Source organism: Streptomyces sp. NBC_01260 (assembly GCF_036226405.1).
Classification (GTDB): domain Bacteria; phylum Actinomycetota; class Actinomycetes; order Streptomycetales; family Streptomycetaceae; genus Streptomyces; species Streptomyces laculatispora.
The window spans coordinates 1,950,481-1,964,739 of record NZ_CP108464.1; the positions used below are offsets into that span (position 1 = coordinate 1,950,481).

Genomic DNA, 14,259 nt, shown 5'->3' on the forward strand with positions numbered 1-14,259 from the left:
CCTCAGCCCTCGGCCGCGCGGAACTTCGACCACTGGGCGGCCATGATCTGCGGCGGGACCCCGCCGATGTCCTTGGTGGAGCTGATCTCCGCGCGGAAGGCGAGGGTGGTGGAGCCGGAGCGGACGACGGTGAGGTACTCGTACAGCTTCTCCTTCCCCTTCACGTCGAGGACGGTGAAGCGGTACGCCTTCGACTCGTCGGCCTCGGACGCGAAGGCCGGGGCCTTGGCGGGCTCGACCTTCAGGTACTTCGCGCGGGCGACGGTGCGCTGCTCGGTGAAGCCTCCGGCGCAGTCCTTGCCGGCCTTGCCGAGTGCCTTCATGACGGTCTGCGCCCCGCCGTTGCCGTAACCGCGCAGCGTGACGTCGACGGTGACGCCGAGCATCTCGTCCGGGACGTCGGCCTTGCGCTGCACCTGGGCGGTGGGGTCGGGGTCGCTGACCTCCGCGGCGAGGCTGACGAGCGGCTGGCATCCGGCCGGTTTTGCGGTGTAGGCGTCGCTGAGGGGGCCGCCGAGCGCGTACTCGGACGCGGTGTACGTGCCGACGCTCTCGCCGTCGGTGAAGGAGGCGGCCTTGAGCCGGGCCTCGTCGCGGGCCTGGGTTCCGGAGGGCTCGGCCGAGGCCCTGCCGTTCTTCTCAGCACCGGCGGAGCCGCCCTTGCCGTCGTCGTCACTGCCGCAGGCGGACACGCCCAGTGCCATCGCGACCGCGATGGCGGCGACGGCCACCCGGTGCCGCCGTCCCCGCAGGTTCCTCGCCCCGTACATGCCTGTCCCCATTCGCTGGATTCCCTTTGCGCGTCGCGCTCTTGACCGACGCTCGATTGTGCTGCATGCCGGCGGGCCGGTCGCCCCCGTCCCGCCCACGGTGCCGGAGCCTATCCCTCGGCCGCCGGCGCCGGCCCGGGGCTTCCGGGCCCGGACTCCTGCCGGGCCAGGAGCTCCGCGAACCCGGCGAAGGCCTCGTGGAACCGGGGGAAGGTCTTGCGTACGCAGCCGGGGTCGTCGTAGGTGAGGCCGGGGGTCAGCAGACCGGCGACGGCGAACGACATGACGATGCGGTGATCGCCGTGGGTGGCGATCTCCGCGGCCCGCGGGATGCCCGGCCGGATCTCGATCCAGTCCGGGCCCGTCGCGACGGTGATGCCCATCCGCCGCAGGTTCCCGGCGCACACCTCCAGCCGGTCGCACTCCTTCACCCGGGTGTTGCCGACGTCCTCGATGCGTACCGGCCCCGAGGCGTGCGGGGCGATCGCCGCCAGCGTCGGCATGGTGTCGGAGATGTCGCGCATGTTGACGGTGAGGCCGCGGAGCGTCCCGGTGGAGCGGACCGTGGTGGATTCGGCGCTCGTGCGCACCTCGGCGCCCATTCTGCGCAGTACGTCGACGAACCGCAGATCCCCCTGGAGGGCGTCCCGGCCGAGTCCGGGGACGGTGACCTCCCGGCCGGTGAGGGCCGCCGCGGCGAAGAAGTAGCTCGCGGTGGAGGCGTCCGGCTCGACGGCGTACGTGGTGGCCCGGTAGCCGCCGGGCGGCACCGTGAAGACGTTGTCGCCGGGGCCGCCGCGGGTGACCTCGGCGCCGAAGCTGCGCATCATCGCCAGGGTGATCCCGATGTAGGGCGCCGACACCAGGTCCGTGACGGTGATCCGGAGCCCCTCGGCGGTCAGTGGTCCAAGCATCAGCAGTGCGGTGAGGTACTGGCTGGACTGCCCGGCGTCCAGGGTCAGTTCGCCGCCCTTGATACCTGCGGCCGTGATCCGCAGCGGGTGGTGGCCCTCGGCCGACTCGTGGTGGAGGTCGACGCCGAGTGTCCGCAGCGCCTCGGTGAGCGGGGCGAGGGGGCGGCGGCGCATCTGTGCGGAGGCGTCGAAGCGGTAGGTGCCGCGGGCACCGGCAGCGGCGAGGGTGGGCAGGAAGCGGGCCGTGGTCGCTCCGTCGCGGCAGTGGATGTCGGCGTCGGTGGCGGCGGGCCCGGAGGGGCGGCCCGCGATCCGCCAGCGGTCCGCCTCCCGCACCACCTCGTAGCCGAGGCCGGTGAGCCCTTCGGCGAAGCCTTCGGTGTCGTCGGAGCACAGCGGACGTACGAGCGTGCTGGTGCCGTTCGCGGCGGCGGCCAGGAAGAGGGCGCGCGCGGTGACGGACTTGGAACCGGGGACGTGGATGACGGTCACGGGTGCCCATCCTGCCGTGCGGCACGCACGGCGGCGGGGCGCGTCCAGCGAGTGGACGCGCCCCGCCGGGTCCGGGGTCAGGGGCTCAGCGGATGGGCCGGTGCATGTTGTCCCGGGTGGAGGGGCCGGGGGTGGCGTCGGCGATCCACGGGCCTTCGCCGCTCGGGTCGATGATGCCCTCCTCCAGCCACGTGTACGTGCCCGACAGGACGCCGTCGACCACGCGCCGGTCCAGGTCGTCGGTGTTGGACCAGAGCCGGGTGAAGAGTTCCTCGACCCGGACGCGGGACTGGTGGCAGAAGGCGTCGGCGAGCTGGTACGCCTCGCGGCCGTGGTCGTCGTCGGTGCGCAGGAGTTCGGCCCGGACGCAGGACGCGCTCATCGCGAAGAGTTCCGCGCCGATGTCGACGATCCGGCCGAGGAAGCCCTGCTTGGTCTCCATCCGGCCCTGCCAGCGCGACATGGCGTAGAAGGTGGAGCGCGCCAGCTTGCGCGAGGAGCGTTCGACGTAGCGCAGATGGCCGGACAGATCGGCGTGACCCGCGGGGTGGAACTCCCCGTAGGTCCCCGGGAGCTGTCCGGGTCCGGCGACGAGCCTGGGCAGCCACCGGGCGTAGAAGCCGGCCGCGTTGGCACCCGCCTTAGCCTTGGCGGAGAGCGGCTTGTCGGGGTCGATGATGTCCCCGGCGACCTTCAGATGGGCATCGACCGCCTCGCGGGCGATCAGCAGGTGCATGATCTCCGTCGAACCCTCGAAGATCCGGTTGATGCGCATGTCCCGGAGCATCTGTTCGGCGGGGACGGCCCGTTCACCGCGGGCGGCGAGGGACTCCGCCGTCTCGAAGCCGCGGCCGCCGCGGATCTGGACGAGTTCGTCGGCCATCAGGCAGCCCATTTCGGAGCCCAGCAGCTTGGCGAGCGCGGCTTCGATCCGGATGTCGTTGCGGTTCTCGTCGGCCATCTGGGAGGCGAGATCGACGACCGCTTCGAGGGCGAAGGTGGTCGCGGCGATGAAGGAGATCTTCGAGCCGACCGCCTCGTGCCGGGCGACCGGCCTGCCCCACTGCTCGCGGACCGCCGACCATTCGCGGGCGATCTTCAGGCACCATTTGCCGGATCCGACGCACATGGCGGGCAGCGAGAGCCGCCCGGTGTTGAGGGTGGTGAGCGCGATCTTGAGCCCGGCGCCTTCCGGTCCGATGCGGTTCGCGGCGGGGACGCGGACCTGGTGGAACCGGGTGACACCGTTCTCCAGGCCGCGCAGCCCCATGAAGGCGTTGCGGTTCTCCACCGTGATGCCCGGGGCGTCGGCCTCGACCACGAAGGCCGTGATGCCGCCCTTGTGGCCCTCCGACTCCGGGACCCGGGCCATGACGACGAGCAGGTCGGCGACGACCCCGTTGGTCGTCCACAGCTTCACTCCGTCGAGCACGTAGTCGGAGCCGTCCGGGACGGCTGAGGTGGCGAGGCGTGCCGGGTCGGAGCCGACGTCCGGTTCGGTGAGGAGGAACGCCGAGATGTCGGTACGGGCCAGCCGGGGCAGGAAGGTGTCCTTCTGCTCCTGGCTGCCGAAGATCTTCAGCGGCTGGGGCACGCCGATGGACTGGTGGGCGGAGAGCAGGGCGCCGATCGCCGGGCTGGCGGAACCGACCAGGGCGAGGGCCTTGTTGTAGTACACCTGGGTCAGGCCCAGGCCGCCGTACTTCACGTCGATCTTCATACCCAGCGCGCCGAGTTCCTTGAGGCCGTTGACCACCTCGTCGGGAATCCTGGCCTCGCGCTCGATCAGGGCGCCGTCGATCCTGCTCACGCAGAACTCGCGCAGCCGGGCGAGGAACTCCTCGCCGCGCCGGACGTCCTCGCCGGCCGGCATCGGGTGCGGATGGATCAGGTCCAGGCGGAAGCGGCCCAGGAAGAGTTCCTTGGCGAAACTCGGTTTGTGCCAGTCCCGTTCACGCGCGTCCTCGGCCACCTGGCGCGCTTCGCGCTCGGAGACCTTGGGCGTGGGCTGTGGTGCGGAGGGCCGTTGTGCGGATGGTGCGGACATGAGGAGCTCACCTCGCCGCTTCGTCGGGAGGGTGGTTCCGGGAGATTCACGGACGGCCCGGGCAGGGCCCGCCGACGCGCATCCACCGGTTCCACTCGTCGTTCTACTCGTCCGTATGTACCCGATTCCTGCCGGTGCCACCATCCTCGGGAGGCCGATCGGGTCGCCCGCCACTCCAGTGACCGTCACCGCTCGCGGAATACGCGAACGCCCGGAACTCCCACGCGATGTCCGGCGCGCTCGCCGCGGCGCCGCTCAGCGCACTGGCACAGGTGAGACGTGGCGCTTTGGTGCCAGCGCAGCCCTGTTCTCTCCCCCAACACGGTGGACGGCGGCATCAGCGAGGTGCGTCCCGACGGCCTGGACGAGATGGACGCCCGGGTGCCGGCCCTGGTCCTGGCCGGTCTCACCGACCAGGCCGCCGCCGGCCGGCTCGGCGTTCAGCGGTACGGTGACCGCCGGACGGACAGGATCGCGACGTCGTCGTGCCGGCTGCCCTCGCCGGCGAAGGCGCGCGCGTCGTCGTAGAGGGCCTGCGGCAGTTTGCTGGCGGAGAGCGAGGCGCGCTGGGTGAGGCGTTCGGTGACCGGGTAGAACGTGCCGTCGGCGTCGCGGGTCTCGGTGAGCCCGTCGGTGGTCAGCATGAGCGTCGAGCCGGGCGGGAAGGCGAACCAGTCGACCGTCGTGGGTTCGGCGGCGAGTTCGGCGAGGCCGAGGGGGACGCCGGAACTGAGTTCCGGCGTGATGACGGTGGCGTCCTGCAGCAACTGCGGTGCGATGTGGCCGCAGTTGATGACCTGTACCTCGTTATGCGAGTCGACGTTCACGATGAGCGCCGTGACGAACCGTTCGTCGTCGCCGGTCTGCGCGGCGTAGGAGTTGTGCCGCATGACCGAGGCGTCGAGGGCATCGACGAGCGCGGTCAGGGTGGGTTCGCGGTGGGCCGCTTCACGGAAGGCGCCGATGACGGCGAACGCGGCGCCGACCGCGGGCAGGCCCTTGCCCTGGACATCGCCGATCAGCACGCGGGTTCCCCACGGGGAGACGACGACGTCGTAGATGTCGCCGCCGATGAGCCGGTCCTCCTGCACCGGCTCGTACACGCCGTCGACCAGGACGTCGTCGGTGAGCAGGGGCAGCGGACGCAGGATGTGGCGCTGCATCGCCGCGGCGGTGGAGCGCAGCCGGAGCATCTCGGTTTCGCGCCGGATACGACGCCCGCAGGCGTAGACGGAGGCGATGCCCAGGGCGAGGGTGAGCAGCATCATGAGGAGCCGGTCGAGCCACGACCGCCCGTCACCGTGCCGGATCAGCACGGTGGCGGCGACCACGATCGTGGTCCATGCGGAGACGTACATCGTCTGGCGTACGGTGCACAGCGCGGACGCCGCACCCGGCAGGAACACCAGGAGCCCGAGAAGCCAGACCGAGGACTCGGACAGCCCGCCGAGGAGCATCACCAGGAAGGTCACCGACACGACGCCGATCATCACTTCGGCATTGCGTGGCGGCTCGACGGTCTCGAAGGGGCGTGCGAATCTGTTCAGATGCTTCTGGGGCACGGGACCTCCCGGGCAGACGGTGTGCTCTGAGTACGTTAGGCAGGCCCGGCCATGGGTGAGCCACGCCCCGCCGGACGAGGTGCCCCGCGCGACGGCCGGCACCGCGGGCAGGGTGCGCGGCCCGGGTCGCCGGCGGGGCGGCCAGGACCGCGCCGGTTCCGCTCACGGACTCCCGGCCGGTTCGGCGGCGTCCGCCGCTCAGGGTTGGACGACACGTCGGCGGGATAGGGTTCGGCCGAGAAGAATCCGATCGGTCCACCCGGGCTGCGCCAAGGCCACCTACGGTGGCCGCCCGAGGGAGAGCCGGATGCTGCAGGCATTGGGATTGGGCCCGGCCGAAGAGGCCATCTACACCACGCTGCTGGCCCGACCGACGGCATCGGCGCAGGATCTCGTCCGGCAGACCGGACTCGAGGAGGCCGAGACCACCCGCATCCTGCTCGACCTGGCGGCACGCGGCCTGGTGGCGATCGCCACCGAGACCGGGAGCGGGGCGCCCGACCCGGCCGGCAGCGAGGCCGGTCCTCAACCCGCCCGCTACCGGCTCACACCCCCCTCGGTGGCCCTGGCTCCGTTCCTCGTCGAGCAGCGCAACGCACTGCACCGGGCCGAGACCGCGTTCTCGATGCTGACCGAGCAGTACCGCACCACCGCCGCACACCCCGCGGGCAGCGTCATGGAGGTGGTCGTCGGCGTGGAGCAGGTCGCACACCGTTTCCACCAACTGCAGCGCGGCGCTCAGCGGGAGCTACTCGTCTTCCTCGTCGGCGAGACCATCGCGGTGCCGCGTGAGGATGCCGACGCCTCGGAGAGCTTCGCGCTGGACCGCGGAGTCGACTTCCGGGTCGTGGCTGCCAAGAACTACCTCGACGTGCCCGATGTGGCAGGGGACGTGAGGTCGGCCATCACGGCCGGCCTCAAGCTCCGTCTGGTCGAGTCGTTGCCGCTGAAGATGGTCGTGTCGGACCGGGAACGCGCCATGGTGCCTTTGGACATGACGGACTCCGGCGGTGAGCCGAGCGCCATCGTGGTGCACCGCAGCGGACTGCTGACGGCCCTGGTCCATCTCTTCGAGAAGGAATGGGCCCAGGCCCGGCCGCTGTACGCCACCACCACGGGTGTGCGCGCGGAGGCGAAGGCCGATCAGCGGCCGACCGAGGGCGAGTTGGAGGTCCTCACCCTGCTGTTGGCCGGGATCTCCGACCGGCGGGCGGCCTCTCAGCTCGGGCTCTCCATACGCACGGTGGAGCGACGGACCCGTCGTCTGATGGACCTTGCCGGAGCGGACTCGCGCCTGCAGCTGGGGTGGCACGCCGCACGCGCGGACTGGCTCTGACCTCCGCCTCGGCCTGAGGGGCAACTGCTCTTCGCCTGTTGGCAGTTGCGCTGTGAGGGCGGCTACCGCCCGGATCCCGGGCAGCGGCGTGCCGGGAGGCACGTGAGTGGCGGAGCCCGCTGCCTGCCAGGAGCGCGGCGGCGGGACGGGCCGCGTGACGGAATTCCGACATGCGGGAAATCCGTCACTCACGGCATCCCTATGCCATCCGCATGTCTGCCAGGCTGCAGCGGCAGCACAGCATGTTCATGCTATCAAGTGGAGAGATTCATGCGTTCCATAACGCGTCTAGCCTTGGGCGCGGCGACCACCGTCGCCCTGGCCGTCACCGCGGTCACACCTTCCGGGGCGGCTGATCCGCCGCCGGGCGGTGCCCCGGGGAAGCGACCCATCGTCGGCGGCGCCGCGGCAAAGGGCGGCAAGCAGGCGACGGTCACCCTCGTCACCGGCGACAGGGTGCAGGTGACGACGGACCCGTCGGGTCGCAGCTCCGCGGCGGTGCTGCCCCGCGAGGACGGCACGCAGCCGATGATCCAGACCCGTCAGATGGGCAAGGACCTCTACGTCTACCCCGAGGCCGCCTCCCGGGCGATCGCCGAGGGCAAGGTCGACGAGCAGCTGTTCAACGTCACGGGGCTCATCCGTCAGGGCTACGACGACGCACACGCCGACTCGCTGCCGCTCATCGCCACCTACGGCGAGAGCGTGGACGTCGCCAAGAGCGCGCCGCCGGCCCCTCGCGGTTCCGAGCGGGTCCTGAGCCTTCCCGCGGTGGACGGCGTCGCGCTGAAGGCAGACAAGGGCACCGCAGACGCCTTCTGGCAGGACATCACCAACGCCCACTCGCGTTCCGCCTCCGCGCTGAAGAAGCTGTGGCTGGACGGCAAGGCCGAGGCCACGCTGGACCGGTCCACCGCGCAGGTGCACGCGCCGGAGGCCTGGGCGGCCGGGTACGACGGCAAGGGCACCAAGGTCGCCGTGCTGGACACGGGCGTGGACGCCGAGCACCCGGACCTGGTGAACCGGGTCGCCGCGTCCGAGAACTTCACGGACTCCAAGAACACCGACGACCGGGTGGGCCACGGCACCCACACCGCCTCCACCGTCGGCGGCTCCGGAGCGGCCAGTGACGGCCGCAAGAAGGGCGTCGCCCCCGGCACCTCGCTGCTCATCGGCAAGGTCCTCAACGACCAGGGCTACGGCCTGGACTCCTGGATCATCGCGGGCATGCAGTGGGCCGTCGACCAGAAGGCCGACGTCGTCTCCATGAGCCTCGGCAACCCCGCGATCGGCGACTGCAACGACCCGATGGCCCAGGCCACGGCGGAGCTTTCGAAGAACACGCACACGCTGTTCGTCATCGCCGCCGGCAACGCCGGCCCGAGCACCGAGACCGTCTCCTCGCCCGGCTGCGTGCCCGGCGTGCTGACCGTCGGAGCCGTCGACCGCGACGACACCACCGCGCAGTTCTCCAGCCGCGGTCCCGTGGCCGTCACCCACACCCTCAAGCCCGAGATCGCCGCCCCCGGCGTCGACATCTCGGCGGCCAGCGCGGGCGGACGCGGTGTGTACGCGTACCGGACGATGTCCGGCACGTCGATGGCCACCCCGCATGTCGCGGGCGCCGCGGCCGTCGTCCGCCAGGCCCACCCGGACTGGACCGCGCAGCAGATCAAGGCCTCGCTGGTCTCCTCCGCCCGCACCGGTGGCAAGGTCGGCGGCGCCGACCAGACCGGCGGCGGTGTGCTCGACGTGTTCGGAGCGGTGAACCAGAAGGTCGTCTCCGCTCCCGCCGTCCAGGCCGGCAGCTACAACTGGCCGCAGGACACCTCGGACCGCACCACCGTCCAGGTGCCCTTCACCAACACCGGCGACAGCGCCGTCACCCTGAACCTGAAGGTCAGCGGTGTGCACGGCAACGACGGCAGCGATGTCCCCTCCGGCGTCGTCAAGCTGAAGCAGGGCAAGGTGCGAGTCCCCGCGGACTCCACCGTTCAGGTGCCGCTGCAGATCGACCCCACCGCCCGGCTGAAGGACGGCCAGTACGGTGCCGTCACCGGCCGCATCATGGCCACCGGCGGTCACGTGCACATCTCCGTTCCCGTCACGCTCTACGTCCAGCCGAAGACGGTCACGCTCCGGGTCAAGGCCATCGACCGCAACGGCGAGCCCGCGACCGGCCCCTCCTCCCTGGACCTCGTCAGCCTCGACATCAACAAGGGCGAGCGCCGCACCAACTCGGGTGCGACCGACCAGACGTTCCGGGTACGCCCGGGCGACTACTCCCTGAGCAGCTTCGTGGCGACGTACGACGCGAACAACGCGCCCGAGTCGGTCAGCTACCTGGCCAAGCCGCAGCTTCACATCACCGGTGACACCACCGTCGTCCTCGACGCCCGCAAGGCCCACCAGCAGAGCGTGCACACCGACCGCCCCTCGAAGCTGGACAACACCGTACTCAGCTACTCCCGCACCTGGGACGACACCTGGCTGATCTCCGGATCGCTGCTGTCCGGCAGCGCCGTCCAGAAGTTCTACGCGGATGTCGACGGACGTGCCAAGGACGGCACCTTCGAGTTCCGGCCCACCTGGCGTGCGACCGGCTCCGAGGACGGCTCGCCCTACGTCTACAACCTGTCCTTCCCGACCCGGGGCCCGCTGCGCTCCGACCAGGTCCACAGGCCGAAGGACTCGCGGCTGGCCAAGGTCGACGAGACGTGGAAGGCCATGGGCAAGGAAGGCGATTACATCGACGCCATGTTCATCCGCCCCTCCGGGAGCACCGGCTCCTACATCTCCGTCAGCCCGTTCGGCCAGGTGCATGTGCCCACCACCCGCACCGCGTACTACACGACCGGCGAGGACGCCTGGTACCACGGCGCGATGACCAGCTTCCCGTTCGCCGCGTTCATGGGTGATCAAGAGCGCACCTACCGGGCGGGGCAGCGGAGCACCGAGGAGTGGTACGGCGGGCCTCTGAGCCCGGCCGCCCCCCGGGACGCCGAGGGCAAGCCGGTGCTGGCCGCCGAACGGCAGGGCGACCTGATCGGCTTCCAGAACGCGCTCTGGGTCGACGGCTCCGGCGACCACTGGTCCTACGGCGGGTCGTTCGGCGACCTCGGCAACCTGGCACTGAAGCGCAACGGTGAGCAGATCGCCACCAGCGCCTATCCCGACGACGTGTTCCAGGTGCCGGACGAGGACTCCGCGTACGAACTCACCCAGAACCTGCAGAAGATCGACACGTCGGACCGCAACTGGCTGCGCTCCACCGCCGTCACCACCGTGTGGAGCTTCCGCTCCCACCGGGAGCCGGACGTCTACTCGCGCGGCCTGCCGATCCTCTTCCCGAGGTACGACGTGCCGGTCGACGGCATGAACACGCTGCCGGCGAAGAGCGGCATCAAGGTCGGCCTGTCGGTCGAGGGGCATGCCGGGTACACCCCGGGCGCGGTCACGGCCGCCTCGCTGTCCTACTCCTACGACGGCGGCACCACCTGGACCCAGGCGCCGACCGAGCAGAAGAACGGCAAGTGGACGGCCGTCCTCGACCACACCGGCGCCGCCGGCAAGCAGGTCATGACGAAGGCCACCCTCACCGACGCCAAGGGCAACGCGGTCACCCAGACCGTCACCCGCGCCTACGACGTCCGGTAGCCACGCGGTAAGGCCGGGCGGCCACCCGCAGCGGTTGGTCCGCCCGGCCACGTGCTGTCCCCGCCGTGATCACCGGGGCACGGCGGGGTCCGGCGGGGCCCGGTGCAGACAGCAGCCCCGGCAAGCGGTTCGCTTGCCGGGGCTGCTGCGTGGTCGTCCCGCGCCGGTCGAACGGTGCTGTCCGGGCGGGCAGAGGACGGAGGCGGGGCTACAGGGCGAGGCCGGTGAGGACCAGGACCCGCTCGTAGGTGTAGTCGTCCATCGCGTACCGGACGCCCTCCCGGCCGACGCCGGACTGCTTGGTGCCGCCGTACGGCATCTGGTCCGCGCGGTACGAGGGGACGTCGCCGATGATCACGCCGCCGACCTCCAGCGCGCGGTGGGCGCGGAACGCGGTCTGCAGGTCGTGGGTGAACACACCTGCCTGGAGGCCGTACTTGGAGGAGTTGACGGAGGCGAACGCCTCGGCCTCGCCGTCCACCTTCTGCACCGAGAGCACCGGTCCGAAGACCTCCTCGCAGGAGAGGCTGACGCCGTCGGGGAGGTCGGTGAGGACGGTCGGTGCGTAGGTCGCCCCGTCGCGCTTGCCGCCGGTGAGCAGTGTGCCGCCGGCCTGTACGGCCTCGTCGACCCAGGACTCGACGCGCTTGGCCGCGTCCTCGTTGACCAGCGGGCCGACGTCGGTGGCGGCGTCGGACGGGTCACCGGTGACCTGTGCCTCCACGGCCGCGACGATCTTCGGGAGCAGCCGGTCGTAGACCGCGGCGTCCGCGATGACGCGCTGCACCGAGATGCAGGACTGGCCGCCCTGGTAGTTGGAGAAGGTCGCGATACGGGTCGCGGCCCAGTCCAGGTCCGCCTCGGAGGCGTAGTCGCCGAGGACGACCGCCGCGCCGTTGCCGCCGAGCTCCAGGGTGCAGTGCTTGCGCGGCACCGAGTCCATGATCGAGTAGCCGACCGGGGCGGATCCGGTGAACGAGATCACGGGCAGCCGCTCGTCCTGGACGAGGGCGGGCATCCGGTCGTTGGGGACCGTCAGCACGGACCAGGAACCGGCGGGCAGGTCGGTCTCGGCCAGCAGCTCGCCCAGGATCAGTGACGAGATCGGGGTGGCCGGGGCGGGCTTCAGGATGATCGGGGCACCGACGGCGATGGCCGGGGCGACCTTGTGGGCGCTCAGGTTCAGCGGGAAGTTGAAGGGTGCGATGCCCAGGACCGTGCCGCGCGGGAAGCGCCGGGTCAGGCCGAGACGGCCGGTGCCGCCGGGGTCGGTGTCGAGGCGCTGGGCATCGCCACCGTTGAAGCGGCGGGCCTCCTCGGAGGCGAACCGGAACACCGAGACGGCGCGGCCGACCTCGCCGCGCGCCCACTTGACGGGCTTGCCGTTCTCGGCGGAGATCAGCTGGGCGATCTCCTCGGTGCGCTCCGTCAGGCGCCGGGCGACGTGGTCGAGCGCGGCGGCACGGACGTGGGCCGGGGTCGCGGCGAACTCGTCACGCACGGCGTGGGCGGCGGCGACCGCCTCCTCGACCTGGGCCTCGGTGGGCACGCCGACGGTACCGACGAGCCGGCCGTCCCAGGGGTTGGTGACGTCGAAGCTTTCCTCGCCGGTGGCCTCGCGGCCGGCCAGCCAGAAGGCGTGGGTGGAGGTCATGGAGGTTCCGGCCCTTCGATGTCGTGGGGTGTTCCGTCCCCACCGTAGGGCCGTGCGGTCCGCCTGGCGTTTGTCCGGCGTGGAGCAGAGGCGCTCCGGGGCGCGCCGGTTTGTCGGAACGATCAGACGGGTCCGGAAGGAGGGAAGCGGAACGGCTGCCGGGCCTTGTGCCCTACGACACCGTCGCGGGGTTGGTGACCTTGAGGGCCAGCCAGAGTTCCATCCGGGTGTCCGGATCGTCCAGCGACCGGCCGAGGATCTCCTCCACCCTTCGCATCCGGTAGCGCAGGGTGTGCCGGTGCACTCCGAGGTCCGCCGCGGCGGCGTCCCACTGGCCGTGGTGGGAGAGCCAGGCCCGCAGGGACGCGACCAGGTCGCCGCGGCCCTTGGTGTCGTGTTCGTACAGGGCGCGGAGCATGGCGTCCGCGAAGGCGCGCACCGCGTCGTCGGCGAGCAGCGGGAGCACCGAACCGGTCGCCAGCTCCTCGTGCTCGACCAGCGCCCTGCCCCGTCGGCGGGCCACCGAAAGGGCCTGCTCGGCCTGCTTGTACGCGGCCGAGACGGCGATCGGCCCCGCGGGGGCGGAGAGGCCCACGACCACTTCGGTGTCCTGTGCCGGTTCGTGCGCGGGCCGTTCCTCCTGGGCCTGCGCGTAGGCCGCGCAGGCGGCGACCGCGGCGCCGCCGTCGGCGGCCAGGACGACGAGGCGTTCGCCCTCGGGCACCATCAGCACGGTCTCGCCGGACCGGGAGGCCGCGGTCTCCATCACCTCGGCCAGCTGCGCCGTGGTCGACGGTTCGCAGGCTTCGGCGATGAGCAACCGGAACGGCGCGTCGAGCAGTCCGCCGTAGAGGTCTCCGGCGACGGCTCGGGCGTGGTCGGGCTGGCCCGCGAGCAGCATGCGCAGCACCGCGGCGCCGAGCCGCTGTTCGGCGCCCTGGAGCGAGCGGGAACGGGCGGTGGTGAGGGTGAGCAGGGCGACCGCCGAGTGCACCGCGTACCGTTCCGCGGTGCCGAGCGCCGACCCGGTGCCGACGGCGAGTGCGCCGCGGGCCCGGCGGCCGGTGCCCAGGGACTGGAGCTCGACCCGGTCGTCGGTGCCGCCGACGACCACGCTGGCGGGGGCCGGGCGGTCCCGCAGGCGTTCCACGTCGGGGGTGAGCCGGGCCGCGCGGCGGGCGGCCCAGTCGGGGGCGGCGGCCACGACGGCCCCGGAGGCGTCGTACAGCGCGGCCCAGCCGTCGACGTGCGCGGCGAGCCGGGTGAGCAGTTCGGCGGGACCGTCCCCGGCGAGCGCCGCCCTGGTCAGTTCGCGCTGCGCCTCGAAGCCGGCGGTGACGGCCCGGTACTGGTCGGCGGCGATCTCCGAGGAGACCGCCTTGGCGATGGCGATGAACGGGGTGCGACGGGGCACTTCGAGGAGCGGCAGCCCCGCTTCCTCGGCGGCGTCGACCAGCGCCTTCGGTACGTCGTCGTAGTTGACGCCGACGGCGAAGCCCACCCCGACGACTCCGGATCCGGCCAGCCGCCGTACGTACCGCCGCATGCCTTCCGGGCTCTCGGCGTCGAGGTTGGTCGCGGTGACCAGCAGCAGCTCGCCGCCCTCCATGTAGCGGACGGGGTCGGCCAGCTCGCTGGCATGCGCCCAGCGCACGGGCGTGTCGAGCCGGTCCGCCCCCGCACGGACCGTGAGTTTGAGCGCCGAGTGCTGGACCAGCGAGGCGAGCGTAGGGGGCATGGGACGGGCGACCTTTGGGAGGGGGCATCGATTGTGCCGTCACGTATGAACGGCTTCCATCGATTCTGCCAGGGCGGCAGGGTTCCCGT

General features: G+C 71.6%; 8 protein-coding genes. 2 read left to right on the forward strand and 6 right to left on the reverse strand.

Annotation, left to right across the window (positions count from 1 at the left end; all coding sequences use genetic code 11):
* Positions 1-2: 2 nt before the first annotated feature.
* The 4 genes from OG322_RS08445 to OG322_RS08460 form a co-directional block, all read right to left on the reverse strand.
* Positions 3-782, reverse strand: coding sequence for a hypothetical protein (locus OG322_RS08445; protein ID WP_124285356.1), 780 nt, complete (start codon positions 780-782; stop codon positions 3-5).
* Between the two features lie 98 nt (positions 783-880).
* The gene (gene aroA, locus OG322_RS08450) at positions 881-2,176 is read right to left on the reverse strand and encodes a 3-phosphoshikimate 1-carboxyvinyltransferase (protein ID WP_123462597.1); all 1,296 of its coding nucleotides are present in this window, start codon (positions 2,174-2,176) and stop codon (positions 881-883) included.
* Between the two features lie 85 nt (positions 2,177-2,261).
* Entirely contained in the window at positions 2,262-4,223 is a 1,962-nt protein-coding gene (locus tag OG322_RS08455; RefSeq protein ID WP_123462595.1) for an acyl-CoA dehydrogenase family protein, read from the reverse strand.
* Between the two features lie 440 nt (positions 4,224-4,663).
* Positions 4,664-5,785, reverse strand: a complete 1,122-nt coding sequence (locus tag OG322_RS08460; RefSeq protein ID WP_241200242.1) for a PP2C family protein-serine/threonine phosphatase — start codon at positions 5,783-5,785, stop codon at positions 4,664-4,666.
* Between the two features lie 307 nt (positions 5,786-6,092).
* Between OG322_RS08460 and OG322_RS08465 the strand changes: the two genes are divergently transcribed.
* Positions 6,093-7,121: a helix-turn-helix domain-containing protein gene (locus OG322_RS08465; RefSeq protein WP_123462593.1), complete on the forward strand. Its 1,029-nt coding sequence runs from the start codon at positions 6,093-6,095 to the stop codon at positions 7,119-7,121.
* 270 nt (positions 7,122-7,391) lie between these two features.
* Complete coding sequence (locus tag OG322_RS08470) at positions 7,392-10,778, forward strand: S8 family peptidase (protein ID WP_329306266.1); 3,387 nt, start codon at positions 7,392-7,394, stop codon at positions 10,776-10,778.
* A 208-nt stretch (positions 10,779-10,986) separates the two neighbouring features.
* Here OG322_RS08470 and OG322_RS08475 read toward each other — a convergent pair whose 3' ends face one another.
* Positions 10,987-12,432, reverse strand: a complete 1,446-nt coding sequence (locus tag OG322_RS08475; protein WP_123462589.1) for an aldehyde dehydrogenase family protein — start codon at positions 12,430-12,432, stop codon at positions 10,987-10,989.
* A 172-nt stretch (positions 12,433-12,604) separates the two neighbouring features.
* Positions 12,605-14,170: a PucR family transcriptional regulator gene (locus OG322_RS08480; RefSeq protein WP_123462587.1), complete on the reverse strand. Its 1,566-nt coding sequence runs from the start codon at positions 14,168-14,170 to the stop codon at positions 12,605-12,607.
* Positions 14,171-14,259: the final 89 nt, after the last annotated feature.